The 15,049-nt window shown below is 71.5% G+C and carries 12 protein-coding genes; 10 read left to right on the top strand and 2 right to left on the bottom strand.

Annotation, left to right across the window (positions count from 1 at the left end; translation table 11 throughout):
- Positions 1-73 precede the first annotated feature (73 nt).
- The 8 genes from pta (at position 74) to H490_RS22060 (ending at position 10,377) form a co-directional block, all read left to right on the top strand.
- Complete coding sequence (gene pta / locus H490_RS22095; protein ID WP_017883626.1) at positions 74-2,179, top strand: phosphate acetyltransferase; 2,106 nt, start codon at positions 74-76, stop codon at positions 2,177-2,179.
- Between the two features lie 5 nt (positions 2,180-2,184).
- The gene (locus H490_RS22090; protein WP_031289881.1) at positions 2,185-3,372 is read left to right on the top strand and encodes an acetate/propionate family kinase; all 1,188 of its coding nucleotides are present in this window, start codon (positions 2,185-2,187) and stop codon (positions 3,370-3,372) included.
- Between the two features lie 47 nt (positions 3,373-3,419).
- Positions 3,420-6,419, top strand: a complete 3,000-nt coding sequence (locus H490_RS22085) for a DNA polymerase III subunit gamma and tau (RefSeq protein ID WP_416371705.1) — start codon at positions 3,420-3,422, stop codon at positions 6,417-6,419.
- A 41-nt stretch (positions 6,420-6,460) separates the two neighbouring features.
- Positions 6,461-7,057: a recombination mediator RecR gene (gene recR, locus H490_RS22080; RefSeq protein ID WP_017883623.1), complete on the top strand. Its 597-nt coding sequence runs from the start codon at positions 6,461-6,463 to the stop codon at positions 7,055-7,057.
- A gap of 196 nt (positions 7,058-7,253) precedes the next feature.
- On the top strand, positions 7,254-7,505 hold the full coding sequence (locus tag H490_RS22075) for a hypothetical protein (RefSeq protein WP_041205221.1): 252 nt from the start codon (positions 7,254-7,256) through the stop codon (positions 7,503-7,505).
- A 30-nt stretch (positions 7,506-7,535) separates the two neighbouring features.
- Positions 7,536-7,892, top strand: a complete 357-nt coding sequence (locus tag H490_RS22070) for a hypothetical protein (protein WP_017883621.1) — start codon at positions 7,536-7,538, stop codon at positions 7,890-7,892.
- 124 nt (positions 7,893-8,016) lie between these two features.
- Entirely contained in the window at positions 8,017-9,294 is a 1,278-nt protein-coding gene (locus H490_RS22065; RefSeq protein WP_017883620.1) for an aspartate kinase, read from the top strand.
- 15 nt (positions 9,295-9,309) lie between these two features.
- On the top strand, positions 9,310-10,377 hold the full coding sequence (locus tag H490_RS22060) for an aspartate-semialdehyde dehydrogenase (protein WP_017883619.1): 1,068 nt from the start codon (positions 9,310-9,312) through the stop codon (positions 10,375-10,377).
- Between the two features lie 151 nt (positions 10,378-10,528).
- Here H490_RS22060 and H490_RS22055 read toward each other — a convergent pair whose 3' ends face one another.
- Together H490_RS22055 and H490_RS22050 are read right to left on the bottom strand one after the other, a co-directional pair.
- A complete protein-coding gene (locus H490_RS22055; protein WP_017883618.1) occupies positions 10,529-11,545 on the bottom strand; it encodes a metallophosphoesterase in 1,017 nt (338 codons plus the stop codon).
- Positions 11,546-11,547: 2 nt separating this feature from the next.
- Entirely contained in the window at positions 11,548-14,175 is a 2,628-nt protein-coding gene (locus H490_RS22050) for a transglycosylase domain-containing protein (RefSeq protein WP_069187457.1), read from the bottom strand.
- A 113-nt stretch (positions 14,176-14,288) separates the two neighbouring features.
- On the opposite strand from H490_RS22050, the gene H490_RS32045 reads away from it, so the two are divergent.
- Together H490_RS32045 and H490_RS22045 are read left to right on the top strand one after the other, a co-directional pair.
- On the top strand, positions 14,289-14,456 hold the full coding sequence (locus H490_RS32045) for a DUF4177 domain-containing protein (protein ID WP_017883616.1): 168 nt from the start codon (positions 14,289-14,291) through the stop codon (positions 14,454-14,456).
- Between the two features lies 1 nt (position 14,457).
- On the top strand, positions 14,458-14,934 hold the full coding sequence (locus H490_RS22045) for a RidA family protein (protein WP_017883615.1): 477 nt from the start codon (positions 14,458-14,460) through the stop codon (positions 14,932-14,934).
- Positions 14,935-15,049 lie beyond the last annotated feature (115 nt).

The raw sequence follows: 15,049 nt of genomic DNA, 5'->3' as shown, positions 1-15,049 counted from the left end.
CGGCAGATCCCATATCGAGGGCATGCTCGGGAGCGGCGAGCCCCAGGCGGATCCCGGGGCATAGGGTGGGAGCGTGGCTGCAAGCATCTATCTCACCTCGGCCGAGGGGCGCACCGGCAAGAGCGCCGTGGCCCTCGGCGTGCTCGATGCGCTGCGCGCCGACGCTCCCCGGGTGGGGGTGTTCCGCCCCCTGATCCGATCGGCGGGCGAGCGCGACCGGGTGCTCGACCTGCTGCACTCCCGCACGACGGCCGACGTGCCGTACGAGGCGTGCGTGGGCGTCACCTACGAAGAGGCCCACTCAGACCCCGAGGCCGCGATGACGCGCATCGTCGCGGCGTACCGTCAGCTTCGCGATCGCTGCGACGCCGTGGTGGTGGTGGGCTCCGACTTCAGCGACGTGGCCGCTCCCACCGAGCTCTCGTTCAACGCTCGGATCGCCGCGAACCTCGACACGCCGGTGCTGCTCGTGCTCGGCGGCCGATCGAACGAGCAGGCCGAGCACCTGGGCCAGCAGCCGGCTCGCACGCCTGGCGAGATCGCGCAGCTCGCCGAGCTCGGCATCGCCGAACTGCGGGCCGAGCACGCCGACGTGCTCGCGGCGCTCGTGAACCGCGCCGATCCGCACCGCCTCGCCGAGATCGAGCGCGAGGTGGCCGCGGCCCTGCCGGACGGCATGCCGGTCTGGGCGGTGCCCGAGGAGCTGCTGCTGGTCGCGCCCCCGGTCGCCGGGCTCATCGAGGCGGTCGAGGGCGAACTGGTGCGCGGTTCCGAGGAGCTGCTGGCCCGCGAGGTGCGCGACGTGGTGATCGCCGGCATGTCGATGGAGAACGTGCTGCCGAGACTGCTCGAGGGCGCGGCGGTGGTGATCGCGGCGGATCGCGCCGAGACCCTGCTCGCGGTGACGATGGCGCACGAGGCCCCCACCTTCCCCACCATCGCAGCGGTCGTGCTCAACGGGGGCTTCGAGCTGCCGCGCTCCGTCGAGCAGCTGCTCGACGGCATCGACTCGACCCTGCCCGTCGTGCGCACGGGCTTCGGAACCTTCGACACCGCACGACGCATCTCGCGCGCCCGCGGACTGCTGACGGAGGAGTCGCCCGCGAAGTTCGACACGGCGCTCGCGCTCTTCGACCAGCACGTCGACGGAACCGTGCTGCGGGAGCGACTGCGACTGCATCGCGGGGGCGTTCGCACACCCGTCATGTTCGCCTACGAGCTCTTCGACCGGGCCGCCGCGGCGCACGCGCACATCGTGCTCCCCGAGGGTGACGACGATCGCATCCTGCGCGCCGCGAGCACGCTCCTCGCGCGCGGCACCGCGAAGCTCACGATCCTCGGCGACGAGGCGGCCGTGCGCAAGCGCGGCGGCGAGCTCGGCCTCTCGATCGACGCGGCAGACGTGATCGACCCGGCCGTCTCGCCCCTGCGCGAGCGCTTCGCCGCCGAGTACGCCCGGCTGCGCGCCCACAAGGGCGCGACACTCGAGCAGGCGCGCGACGTGATGCGCGACGTCAGCTACTTCGGCACCATGATGGTGCACCTCGATCTCGCCGACGGCATGGTCTCCGGGGCCGCGCACACGACCGCGCACACGATCCGGCCGAGTCTCGAGATCATCAAGACCCGGCCCGGCGTCTCGGTGGTGTCGAGCGTGTTCTTCATGGCACTGGCCGACCGGGTGCTCGTCTACGGCGACTGCGCCGTGAACCCCGACCCCACCGCGGCGCAGCTCGCCGACATCGCGGTCTCGTCGGCAGACACCGCGGCGCAGTTCGGGGTCGAGCCCCGGGTAGCGATGCTGTCGTACTCGACGGGGGAATCCGGATCGGGCGCCGACGTCGACAAGGTGCGCGAGGCGACCGCCCTCGCCCGCGCCGCGCGACCGGAACTGCTCATCGAGGGCCCGCTGCAGTACGACGCCGCGAGCGATCCCGTCATCGGCGCGGCCAAGCTGCCCGGGTCGGCGGTGGCGGGTCGGGCGACGGTCTTCATATTCCCCGACCTGAATACCGGCAACAACACGTACAAGGCCGTGCAGCGCTCCGCCGGCGCCGTGGCCGTGGGCCCGGTGCTGCAGGGGCTCGCCAAGCCCGTCAACGACCTCTCCCGAGGGGCGACGGTCGAAGACATCCTCAACACGGTGGCGATCACCGCCGTGCAGGCGGGAATGGAGTAGTGGCCGTGAGCAGCATTCTGGTGATCAACGCGGGCTCGTCGTCCGTGAAGTACCAGCTGATCGACCCGCAGACCGAGGCGCGCCTGGCGTCGGGGCTCATCGAGCGCATCGGCGAGCCCGAGGGGCGCCTCGTGCATCGCGGGGGCGACGGGCGCGAAGAGGAGCGGCGGGTGCGGGTCGCCGACCACACCGCGGCGTTCGCCCAGATGGTCGAGGCCTTCGCGCGTGCGGGCACACCGGTCGCCGAGCTCGGCATCGCGGCGGTCGGGCACCGGGTGGTGCAGGGCGGCAGCGTGTTCGCCGCACCGACGCGCATCGACGACGTCGTGGCCGAGCAGATCCTCGAAATGGGCGCCCTCGCCCCGCTGCACAACCCCGGCCAGCACCAGGCCATCGTCGCGGCGCGTGCGCTGTTCCCCGACGTGCCGCACGTCGCCGTCTTCGACACCGCCTTCCACCAGACCATGCCGCAAGCGGCATACAGCTACGCGATCGACACCCGCGTCGCCGAGCGCTACGGCATCCGGCGCTACGGGTTCCACGGCACCTCGCACCAGGTCGTGTCGCGCCGGGCGGCCGAGTTCCTCGGTCGGCCCGTGGAGTCGCTGCGTCAGATCGTGCTGCACCTCGGCAACGGGGCCTCGGCGTGCGCGATCGAGGCCGGTCGCTCGGTCGACACGTCGATGGGCTTCACCCCGCTCGAGGGGCTCGTGATGGGCACCCGCAGCGGCGACCTCGACCCGAGCGTGCTGCTGCACCTGCTGCGCGAGGGCTCCTCCATCGACGACCTCGATCGGCTGCTGAACCACGAGTCCGGCCTGGTCGGGTTCACCGGCACCGGTGACTTCCGCGACGTGCGCGCCGCCGCCGACGCGGGCGACGCGGCGGCGGCTCTGGCCATCGAGGTGTACGTGCACCGCATCCGCCGCTACCTCGGCGCCTACCTCGTCGAACTGGGCGGAGCCGATGCGATCGTGTTCACCGCCGGTGTGGGCGAGAACAACGCGGCCGTGCGCGCCGAGGTCTGCGCCGGGCTCGAGTGGTTCGGCATCCGCATCGACCCGGCCCGCAACGCCTCGGGGGCCGGGGGAGCCCGCCGCATCAGCTCCGACGACTCCCGCGTCGACGTGCTCGTCGTGCCCACCGACGAGGAGGCCGAGATCGCGCGCCAGACCCGGGCGCTCGTCGGCTGACACCCCGACCCAGCCCAATGTCGGTGGTCGCCGGTAGCATGGACCCCGTGGTTGCCGCACTGTATCGCCGTTATCGGCCAGAATCGTTCGCCGAGATGATCGGTCAGTCCCAGGTGACCGAACCGCTCATGACCGCCCTGCGCACGGGGCGCATCGGCCACGCGTATCTCTTCAGCGGCCCTCGCGGCTGCGGCAAGACGACCTCGGCCCGCATTCTCGCCCGCTGCCTCAACTGCGCCGAGGGCCCCACCGACACGCCCTGCGGCGAATGCGCGAGCTGCCGCGAGTTGAGCCGCGACGGCGGCGGATCGCTCGACGTGGTCGAGATCGACGCGGCCAGCCACGGCGGCGTCGACGACGCCCGAGACCTGCGGGAGCGGGCGGTCTTCGCCCCCGCCCGCGACCGCTTCAAGATCTTCATCATCGACGAGGCGCACATGGTGACGCCAGGCGGCTTCAACGCACTGCTGAAGATCGTCGAAGAGCCGCCGCCGCACGTCAAGTTCGTGTTCGCCACCACCGAGCCCGACAAGGTCATCGGCACGATCCGCTCGCGCACCCACCACTACCCGTTCCGCCTCATCGCCCCCGGCACCCTCATCGACTACGTGCAGTCGCTCTGCGACAGCGAGGGAGTGAGGGTCGAGCCGGGGGTGCTGCCGCTCGTGGTGCGGGCCGGCGGCGGATCGGTGCGCGACACGCTCTCCATCCTCGACCAGCTCATCGCCGGCTCCGAGGGCGATCTCGTCACCGCGCAGCGGGCGGCCGGTCTGCTGGGCTTCACCCACACCGAGCTGCTCGACGACGTCGTGGCCGCACTGGGCGCCCACGACTCGGCCGCGGCCTTCCGCGCGACCGATCGTGTGGTGCAGACGGGGCAGGATCCGCGCCGCTTCGTCGAGGATCTGCTCGAGCGGCTGCGCGACCTCATCGTCGTGAGCGCGACCACGGTCGACGGCGCCGCCGCCGTGTTCAGGGGCGTTCCGCAAGACCAGCTCACGCGCATGTTCGAGCAGGCGCAGAGCTTCGGGCCGGGCGAGCTGTCGCGCATCGCCGACGTGGTGAGCGGCGCGCTCGACAAGATGGCGGGCGCCACGGCGCCCCGGCTGCAGCTCGAGCTCATGATCGCCCGTGCGCTGGTCGAGCGGGCCTCCCAGGCGGTGGCGCCCCCGCCGCAGCGGGCCGGTGGCGCCCCCGCGCAGCGGCCCGCGGCCTCGACTCCGACCGCGGCCGCTTCGCAGCGCACCGATACGGCGACCGCCCCGGCCCCTGCGGCCCCCGCGGCTCAGCAGGCGCCGGCGACGCGGGAACCGCGGCCGGATCCGCTCGCCGCCGTCGCCGCGGCGCGAGGGGCGCTCGACGCATCGCAGCCGGCAGCCGCGAAGCCGAGCGATGAGGCGAGCGGCGCCTCGCCCGTTGCCGAGCAGTCCGGCGACGCCGCTTCGGGCGGCGCGCAGCCGAACGCAGCCGAGACCGCGGCGTCGATCCGGGAGTTCCTGCGCGACGATCCGGCCGGCGCGGGCGACGCGGCGGCGCCCGAGCCGCAGAACTCGGACTCGTCGGAGACCCACCCCAACGCGGGCGCCGCGGGGTTCGGCCGCCCCATCTCCGATGTGCTGAGCGTAGCCCAGCTCGAGGGGATCGGGCGCGACTCGGCGTTCCGGGCTCCCGCCGAGCCCGAGCCCGCGCCCGCGCCCCGACAGAGTGAGCCCGCCCAGCCGAAGAGTCGACAGCCCGAGCAGGCCGCTCAGCCCGAGCAGGCCGCTCAGGCGAGCGAGAGCCGACCCGAGCAGACCGACCCGGACACCTCGCCCGCCTCCGACGCGACGGCGGGTCAACCGGCAGCGGCCGCCGCGGCCGAGCCGCAGCCGTCGGCCGCCCCGCAGCCCGATGCCGAGTCGGCCGCGCCCGGCGGCTTCGACGACCTGGTCGAGCTGTGGCCCGAACTGCTCGAGGAGATCCTGCACGCGGACCGCGAGGCGTGGAACGCGGTGCGCGTGGTCACGCCGATGGGCCTCGACGGCGACGTGCTCACCGTCGGGCTCGCCTCCCAGTCCGATCTCGCCGCGTTCAAATCGTCCGGCGCGGGACCGCTGCGCGAGACCATTCAGGCAGCCATCGGCATCAACGTGAAGTACGTGCCCAAGCGCATTGCCCCAGGAACCGGCAGCCGCGAGACCGCGCCCCAGGGCGAGGGCGGGCAGAGCGAACCGCAGCGGGAGCCCGACTCAGAGGAGCCCCACCGAGCGGGCCAGGCGACCCCCTCATCGCAAGACTCCGACACGCAGCCCTCGGGGCCCGCCCCGAGTTCCGCCGCTTCGGCGTCGTCCGCCGCGTCGCAGGGCGACGATCCCGACGACCCCGTCGCCCGGGCCGCCGCCCGCCTCAGCGGCCTCGGCCCGGCGCTCGCCGCGCCGGCCTGGGCCGACCCCCCGCCCGAGCCCCCGACCGACGCGAGGCCGCTCGCGAGTTCCGCGCCCGAGGCCGGCGCGCCAGCCGCTGCGCGGAGCGCCACCGATGGCGGCGCCTCCGGAGGCGCCGCCGCGGCGCCTGCACCCGGCGCCGCACCCGTGGCGTCGACCACTGCTCCGGCCTCGAATGCTTCGGTCGCGACCGCGAGGCAGGCGTCCGAGCCGCGAGCCGCCTCCGACGACGACTACATCCCGGCGTCGTACGACCCCGACGGCGACCCCTACGCGGGCATGGGGAACGACCCCTACGCCGGCGCGGATCCCGCACCCACCGCCCCGCAGTCAGATCCCGCGCCGGGCCGGCGCAGCGGTGAAACGGCCCCGCCCCGCCCTTCCGCGGCGGCCGGCACCGATCCGGCTGCCCCGGCGCCTGCGGCCGCCTCCGCCCCCGCGGCCACCCCCGCCCACGTCCCCGCGGCTGCGGCGGCCGGCGCGGACGTTCCCGACGACGCTCCCGACCGGGCCGGCGCCAAACGCGCCGCCCCCGCCTTCACCCGGTACGGCGAGGCCGTGGTGCGCGAGGTGCTCGGCGCGCGCTTCGTCGAAGAGCGCCCGCTGCCCCCGCGCGCACCCTGACCCGACTCGCACCAGACCCCCATCTCGAGGAGACACCACTCGTGTACGACGGCATCGTCCAAGACCTGATCGACGAGTTCGGTCGGCTGCCCGGCATCGGCCCGAAGTCGGCGCAGCGCATCGCGTTCCACATCCTCCAGACCCAGAACTTCGACGTCTCCCGCCTCGCCGAACTGCTCTCCGAGGTGCGCGAGAAGGTGCGCTTCTGCGAGGTGTGCGGCAATATCACCGAGCAGGAGCGGTGCTCGATCTGCCGCGATCCCCGCCGCGACCAGACCCTCATCTGCGTGGTCGAGGAGCCCAAAGACGTGGTCGCCATCGAGCGTACGCGCCAGTACCGAGGCCTCTATCACGTGCTCGGCGGCGCCATCAGCCCCATCGACGGCATCGGCCCCGACGACCTCAGCATTCCCGCACTCATGCGGCGGCTGGGGGAGGCCGAGGTGCGCGAGGTCATCATCGCCACCGATCCGAACCTCGAGGGAGAGGCGACCGCCGCCTACCTCTCGCGGCTGCTCACGAGCATCGAGGTGCCGGCGTCGCGCCTCGCCTCGGGTCTGCCGGTGGGCGGCGACCTCGAGTTCGCCGACGAGGTCACCCTCGGCCGCGCCTTCGAGGGGCGCCGCAGCATCGACTAGGGGTTGCGGCTGCAGGCAGGCGTCGGCATCGACGGGAGACCCGTCTCGCGCGTCCGCGGACCCACAGGATACCCGCGTGTCCTCCCTCCGGCCACCCCTGGCTTCGGGCGGCCCCGAGAGCGATCCTGGAGGGGCGGGGCGAGAGCGCAGTCGCCGCGGCGGCTCGGCTCGACCGGCCCCCGAGAGGAGACCGATGATGTCCATCTGCGATACCTGCGGCAACGACTACGACAAGACCTTCACAGTGACGAAGGGCGACGAGACGCGCACCTTCGACAGCTTCGAGTGCGCGGTGACTCTCATCGCCCCGGAGTGCGCCCACTGCGGGTGCCGCGTCCTCGGCCACGGGGTCGAGGCCGACGGCACCATCTACTGCTGCGCGCACTGCGCACGCCACTCGGCCGACGATGCGGCGAGCGCCGAGCGCGAGCTCGTAGACCGGGCCTGAGCTCGCGACCGAGCGAACCGAGGCAGCGCCATGAGCGAGCACGATCCGACATCGGCGGAGGAGCGCCGCCGCCGCGACCCCATGAGCATGAGCAACCAGCCCGCGCTGCAGACCTCGACCGGATTGATCTGGATCGTGGTGGGCGGCTGCTTCGCGGTCGCGAGCCTCATCCCGCTCGTGATGCTCGCGGTCGCGGGCGGCGCCTCCTCGCCGATCGCGATCGTGACGATCGCGGCGGTGGTCCTGCTCTACGCGGCCCTGGTCGTGCTGCGATTCGCGATCCGGCGCCGCCCGACACGGCTGTGGTGGATGGCCGCCTGCATGCTCATGATGGCGGCGGTCGCCCTCGTCGGCATCTGGGTGTCTGCGATCGCGGAGGCCCGCTGAGCGGCGCACCCCGGCGCGGGGCGCCGCGCTTCATTGCAGGGCGGCTCCTCGGCAGCGCCTCGCACCTCTCCGAGCCGTGCAGTCAGATAGACTGGACTTTCGCGTAGTTTTGAGGAGGACCCGCGTGGCGTTGATCGTGCAGAAATTCGGGGGTTCGTCGGTCGCGGATGCCGAGAGCATCAAGCGCGTCGCCAAGCGCATCGTCGAGACCCGCCGGGCGGGCAACGAGGTCGTCGTCGCGGTGAGCGCCATGGGCGACACCACCGACGAACTGCTCGACCTCGCAGCCGCGTGCACGCCGATCCCGGCCCCCCGCGAACTCGACATGCTGCTCACAGCGGGCGAGCGCATCTCGATGGCGCTGCTCGCCATGACGATCAAGGGCATGGGCATCGAGGCGCTGTCGTTCACCGGTAGCCAGGCCGGCATGATCACGACTGCCGAGCACGGCTCGGCCAAGATCGTCGACGTCACCCCCGGCCGGGTGCGCGAGGCCCTCGATCAGGGCGCCATCGCGATCGTCGCCGGCTTCCAGGGCTTCAGCCGCGACTCCCGGGACATCACCACCCTCGGGCGCGGCGGATCCGACACCACCGCGGTCGCGCTCGCCGCCGCGCTCGGGGCCGACGTCTGCGAGATCTACACCGACGTCGACGGCATCTTCACCACGGATCCCCGCATCGTGCCCCAGGCCCGCAAGATCGACGCGATCTCGGCCGAGGAGATGCTCGAACTCGCCGCCGCCGGCGCCAAGGTGCTGCACCTGCGCGCCGTCGAGTACGCGCGCCGCCACGGCGTCGCACTGCACGTCCGCTCCTCGTTCTCGGACGAGCAGGGCACCATCGTCTACGACCCCCAGAAGGGGCATCCGAAGGGAGATCAGGTGGAAGAGCCGGTCATCACAGGTATCGCCGCTGAGAAGAGCGAGGCCAAGGTCACCGTCGGCGGCGTGCCCGACGCCCCGGGCAAGGCCGCCCAGATCTTCGAGATCGTGGCGAAGACCCACGCCAACGTCGACATGATCGTGCAGAACGTATCGGCCGCCGATACGAACCGCACCGATATCTCGTTCACCATCCCGCTGGGCGACGGACGCCGCGTGATCGACGCCCTCGAGGCCGAGCGCGAGACCCTCGAGTTCGAGAGCCTGCAGTACGACGACCAGATCGCGAAGGTCGCGGTCGTCGGCGCGGGCATGCGCACCAGCACCGGCGTCTCGGCGCAGCTCTTCCGCGCGCTGTACGAGGCCGACATCAACATCGAGATGATCTCGACCTCCGAGATCCGCATCTCGGTGGTCACCCGAGCCGACCTCATGGACAAGGCCGTGCGCGTGCTCCACACCGCCTTCGGCCTCGACTCCGACACCGAGGCCACGGTCTACGCCGGCACCGGCCGCTAGAAGGAGAACCCAGACATGGCAGAGCAGCAGAGCTTCAACGTCGCCGTCGTCGGCGCCACCGGCCAGGTAGGGGCGGTCATGCGCCGCCTGCTCGACGAGCGCGACTTCCCGATCAAGAGCCTCCGACTCTTCTCGAGCGCCCGCTCGGCGGGCAGCGTGCTCGAGTTCCGCGGCGAGTCGATCACGGTCGAAGACGTCGACACCGCCGACAAGAGCGGCATCGACATCGCCCTCTTCTCGGCGGGCGGCACCGCCTCCAGGAAGTACGCGCCGGCGTTCGCCGAGGCGGGGGCGATCGTCATCGACAACTCGAGCGCGTGGCGTCTCGATCCCGACGTGCCGCTCGTGGTGAGCGAGGTCAACCCCCACGCGATCGACGACATCGTGGCGGCGGGCAAGGGCATCATCGCCAACCCCAACTGCACCACGATGGCCGCCATGCCGGTCATGAAGGCGCTCGACGGCGAGGCCGGGCTCGAGCGCCTGATCGTCACCACCTTCCAGGCCGTCTCGGGCTCGGGGCTCGCCGGGGCCCGCGAGCTCGCGGGCCAGGCGGTCGCCGCGGTCGAGGCGGGCGGCATCGAGCGCCTCGTGCACGACGGCTCGGCGGTGGCGTTCCCCGACCCCGAGGTCTACGTGAAGCCCATCGCCTTCGACGTGCTGCCGCTCGCCGGCTCGATCGTCGAAGACGGCGAGGGCGAGACCGACGAGGAGAAGAAGCTGCGCAACGAGAGCCGCAAGATCCTCGAGCTGCCCGAGCTGCGCGTCGCGGGCACCTGCGTACGCGTTCCGGTCTTCACCGGTCACTCGCTGTCGATCAACGCCGAGTTCGCTCGCCCCATCTCGGCGGAGCGCGCCCGAGAGGTGCTCGCCGAGGCGCCCGGCGTCGAGCTGAACGACGTGCCGACGCCGCTCGAGGCGGCGGGGCAGGACCCCTCGTTCGTGGGCCGCATCCGCGAGGATCAGTCGGCGCCCGAGGGGCGGGGTCTCGCGCTCTTCATCTCGAACGACAACCTCCGCAAGGGCGCGGCGCTCAACGCCGTGCAGATCGCCGAGACGGTCGCAGCCAAGCTCGCCGCATAGCCTCGCGGCAGCGGCAGCGGCCGCGGGGCGGGGATCCGGGTCGGATCTCCGCCCCTCTGCTCGCGCGCGGGCGTCTGCTCAGCGCCGACGGACGCTCATCCGCACCGGGGGAGCGCGCAGGCGGGCTGAGGAGGCCCGCCCCGCATGCGGGCTAGTGGGACGCCTCGAGCGTGATGAGCGACGCCTCGGGGCGGCAGGCGAACCTGACGGGCGCGTAGATCGAGTTGCCGAGCCCGGCGCTCACGTTCAGGAACGCGGCTCGGTGCGCGTCGTACCAGACGCTGAGACCGCGCGCCTGCGCGGTGGGCAGGTCGCAATTGGCGGTCAGCGCGCCCACACCGGGAACGCGCACCTGGCCGCCGTGCGTGTGACCGGCGAGGATCAACTCCGCGCCGTCGTCGAGCAGTTCCCCCAGCGCCTCCTGGTAGGGGGCGTGCACCACTCCGAGGCGCAGGGGAGAGCCGGCCTCGGAGGCGGCGTGCCGCCCGCTGTGCGGCTCGCGGCCCTCGGTTCGCTGCGGCGGCGCGGCTGGCTCGGCCCGCTCGGGGCGTTCATCCGCGCCCTCGTCAGGGAGCGCGTGAAGCGCCTCCCGCATCGCGCTCGCGTCGTGGTAACGGATGTGCGGGTCGTTCAGGCCGAGCAACTCGATTCGCGTGCCGCGCAGCTCGAGCCGAGCCGCCGAGTTGTTGAGGTTGATCGCCCCGAGCCCTTCGAGGCCTCGGGTGAGCGCGACGTTGTCGATGTCGGGCTTGCGCGTGCTGAGCCCGCTGGGCTCCATGAGGTACCTGGCCGGGTTCTTGAAGATCGGACCGTAGTAGTCGTTGGAGCCGTGCACGAAGACCGCGGGGGTGCGCTCGAGCAGGGGGCGCAGCGCCCGCAGCAGCGCGGGCCGGGCCTGCAGATGGCCCATGAGGTCGCCGGTGAGCACGACGAGGTCGGGGTGCAGCTCGACGAGCGAGCGCACCCAGTCGATCTTGCGGGACTGCCACGGGGCGAGGTGCAGGTCGGAGAGCTGCAGCACCCGGATCGGGGCGGCTCCCTCCGAGAGCAGCGGCACGGTGTGTCGCCGAACCGTGAAGAGCCGGCGCTCGATCAGGGTCGACCAGACGGCGACCCCCGCTGCGGCCGTTCCGAGAACGGCCGCAGCGGAGCGCTGCGCAGACGCCACCGTCAGTCCTTGTCTTCGCAGGCCAGCGTCAGCGTCACCTGGGCGCTCACACGGGCTTCGGCGCCGCTCGCCGGAGCACTCGACACGACCAGATCCTTGCGGGGATTCGTCTTGCCCTCGCCCTCGCAGACGAAGCCGACCGAGGAGAATCCGGCTCTCGTCAGCGTCGCCTTCGCGTCGTCGCCGGTCGCCCCGACGAGCCCGTCGGGCACGGCAGCGGCCTGGCCATTGCTGCGGTACAGGGTGACACCGGAGCCGAGGCCCACTTCGGCGCCGCCCTCGGGGTCAGTGCGGGCGACGAGGCCCTGCGCGACCGAGGAATCGATCTCGCCGCCGTCCGAGACGGAGAACCCGACATCGGTGAGCAGCTTCGACGCCTCGTCGAAGGGCTTGCCCTTCACATCGGGCACGGCGACCATCGTCTGGCGGATCGAGGCCGCGGAAGGCTCGGGGAACGCGGTGCCGCCGTATTTCTGGTCGGCGACGTTCATCATCGCGGGCCAGATGGTCTGGTCGGCGAACATCAGGCCGCCGAAGGGTTGCGTCGACACGCGCTCGCACACGCCGTTGTCGTAGCAGATCGGGTCGGCGTTGCCCACCCAGGTGGCCGTCGCCACCGTGGTGCTCGCGCCCACCGTCCAGTTGTCGATCACGTCGTCGGTGGTGCCGGTCTTCGCGAGGTGCGGCACCCCGTAGGGCGAGCGCGCGTGGTCGGCGAGGCCGGTTCTCACCGTCTCCTCGAGCGCGTAGGCCACGCCGGCCGCGACCTCCGGCGCGACGCCCTCGGTGCACTTGCTCGGGGTGAACGGCACGGGTTTGTCATCCGAATCGAGGATCCGGTCGATCGGCACCGGCGTGCAGACCGTGCCGTCGCCCGCGAACGCGGCGAAGGCCGACGCCATGGTGATGGGCGCGATCTCGTCGGTGCCGGCGAAGGTGCCCGAGGGTACGCGCGTGAGCCTGGTCGTACCGTAGTTGTCGAAGTTGGGATCGTGCTCCTGCTTCGCCGCGCGGTGGATGCCGAGCTTCTCGGCGAGCTTGTAGGTGTCGCAGAGATCCATCTTCTGCTGCATCGACACGATGCCGCCGTTCACCGACTGGGTGATGGCCGTCAGCACCGGTCGGTTGCCCCGCACGCCGAGGTTGTCGTTCGAGAACGTCCACGGGCCGTAGCCGTAGACGCCGTCGGGCGAGCACGAGTCGCGGAACGACTGCAGCTGCACGGTGCGGCCGTCCATCTGCACCACGTCTCGAATCGAGTGACCGGTGCGGATCCACTCGGCGAGGGTGACTGGCTTGAACGTCGAGCCGACCTGGAAGCCGTGGGAGCCGCCGTAGTCGTAGTCGGTGTTGTAGTTCACGGTGGTGTACTCGGGGTTCACCGACAGGAAGGACTCGGCGTCGTTGAACGGGCGGTTCTGCACCATCGCGAGCACCCTTCCGGTGCCCACCTGGGTGCTGACGCTCGCCCCGCCCACCTTGATGCCGTCCATGAGCGCGGGCACGGTCTCGCGCATCGCCGTGAGGCCCGCCCCCTGCATGTCGAGGTCGATGGTGGTGTAGATCTGGAACCCGCCACGGCTGAACCGGAACTCGCGCTCGGCCGGGGTATCGCCGAAGTTGGGATCCTGCTTGATGTAGCGCAGCACGTAGTCGCAGAAGTGGCCCAGGCCGAAGTTCTGCTCGGCGACGAAGCAGCCGGCCACGCGGGGTGTGATGTTCGGCTCGATCGGGGTGGCGACGGCCTCGTCGTGCTGGGCCTGCGTGATCTTGCCGTGGCGCAGCATGCTGCCGAGGATCTTGTCGCGGCGCTCCTGGTTGGCGGGGATGTTCTCGGGGACGTCGAGCTGGTACAGCGACGGGTTGTTCACGATCGCCACGAGGCTCGCGGCCTCGGCCAGCGTGACCTCCTTCGCCGACTTGCCGTAGTAGTACTGGGCCGCCGACTCGATGCCGTAGATCTGACGGCCGAAGAGCGCGATGTTGAGGTAGCCGAGCAGGATCTCGTCCTTCGGATACTGCTTCTCGATGCTGATCGCGTAGCGCATCTCCTTGAGCTTGCGGTCGGCATCCTGGCGCATCGCATCTTCGTAGGCCTTGTCGCGCTCCTCCTCGTCGAGGATGGAGTACGCCTCCTGCACGAGCACGTTGCGCACGTACTGCATGGTGATCGTCGAGGCGCCCGACAGGTTCTGCCCGGCGGCGTTCTGCAGCACGGCGCGGCTCGTGGCGAGGATGTCGACACCGCCGTGGGTGTAGAAGCGCGGATCCTCCTCGGCCACCGCGGCGTCCTTCACGAACTGCGAGATGCTGTCCCAGTCGACCGACTCGCGGTTCTGATCGTAGAACGTGGCGAGCTCGTACACGGTGGTGTCGGCCGCGGTCGCGTAGAGGGTGGACGGCTCTGCGAGCTGGCCCGGATCGAGATGCGCGGGCAGCTTCTCGAAGATGTCGACGGCGGTCTTGGCCGTGTGGCCGCTCAGCGCGACGACCGGGGTCACCGCGGCGGTGACGAGCACTCCGGCGATGACGCTCATGGCGAGGGCGCCGAGAATGCCCCCGAGGGCCCCACTCGCGCTGCGCGGCTTGAAGGTGCGCACGCGCGCGGACCTTGATGTCTGACGGGTCATAGAATCTAGGGTAAGCGACATAGCTGACAAAACAGCAAAGCGCGGGGCCCCTGCGGCCCGCGGCGCCGTCGCCCGCAACGAATTCGTCACCGCATACCGAGGGAGATCCGCACGTGAGTGAATCGACCGAAGCACCTCGCTGGGAGTACTTCGTCACGCCGCTGCTGCTGCACAACGAGGCCCAGATCCTCAACAACTGGGGCGCCCAGGGCTGGGAGCTCGTGCAGATCATCGAGGGACCGGCGGGCGGCAACGTCGCATATCTGAAGAGAAAGGCCTGAAATGACGTCTGTGATCGAGGAGCGCCTGAACGATCTCGGCTACGAGATCCCCGAGGTGGCCGCGGCGGTCGCCGCATACGTGCCCGCGCTGCGCGACGGCAACTACGTGTACACCGCGGGGCAGCTCCCGTTCGTGAGCGGCCAGCTGCCCGCCACCGGCAAGGTGGGCGAGGGGGAGGGGCTCGTCTCCCCCGAGCAGGCGGAGGAGCTCGCACGGCTCTGCGCGCTCAACGCGCTCGCCGCGGCTCGCGGCGTGATCGGCTCGCTCGACAAGATCACCCAGGTCGTCAAGGTCACGGCGTTCGTGGCCTCCGATCCCTCCTTCACGGGCCAGCCCGGCGTTGCGAACGGCGCGTCGGTGTTCCTGGGCCGCGTCTTCGGCGACCTCGGCATCCACGTGCGCTCCGCGGTGGGCGTCACCGTGCTGCCGCTCGACGCCCCCGTCGAGATCGAGTTCGTGTTCAAGGTCGAGGACTGACACCGGGCGCCATGTGCACGAACGGCGCCGGGAGACTCCGGAGCCGTCGCCCGCAAGAAGCCGAGGGGCGGATCCGCATCGCGGGTCCGCCCCTCGGCTCGTTCGCGGGCTCTCC

This window comes from Leucobacter sp. UCD-THU (assembly GCF_000349545.1).
GTDB classification, from domain to species: domain Bacteria; phylum Actinomycetota; class Actinomycetes; order Actinomycetales; family Microbacteriaceae; genus Leucobacter; species Leucobacter muris.
Note: the sequence above shows the minus strand (reverse complement) of the source record. Positions and strands in the feature narration are given on the sequence as shown.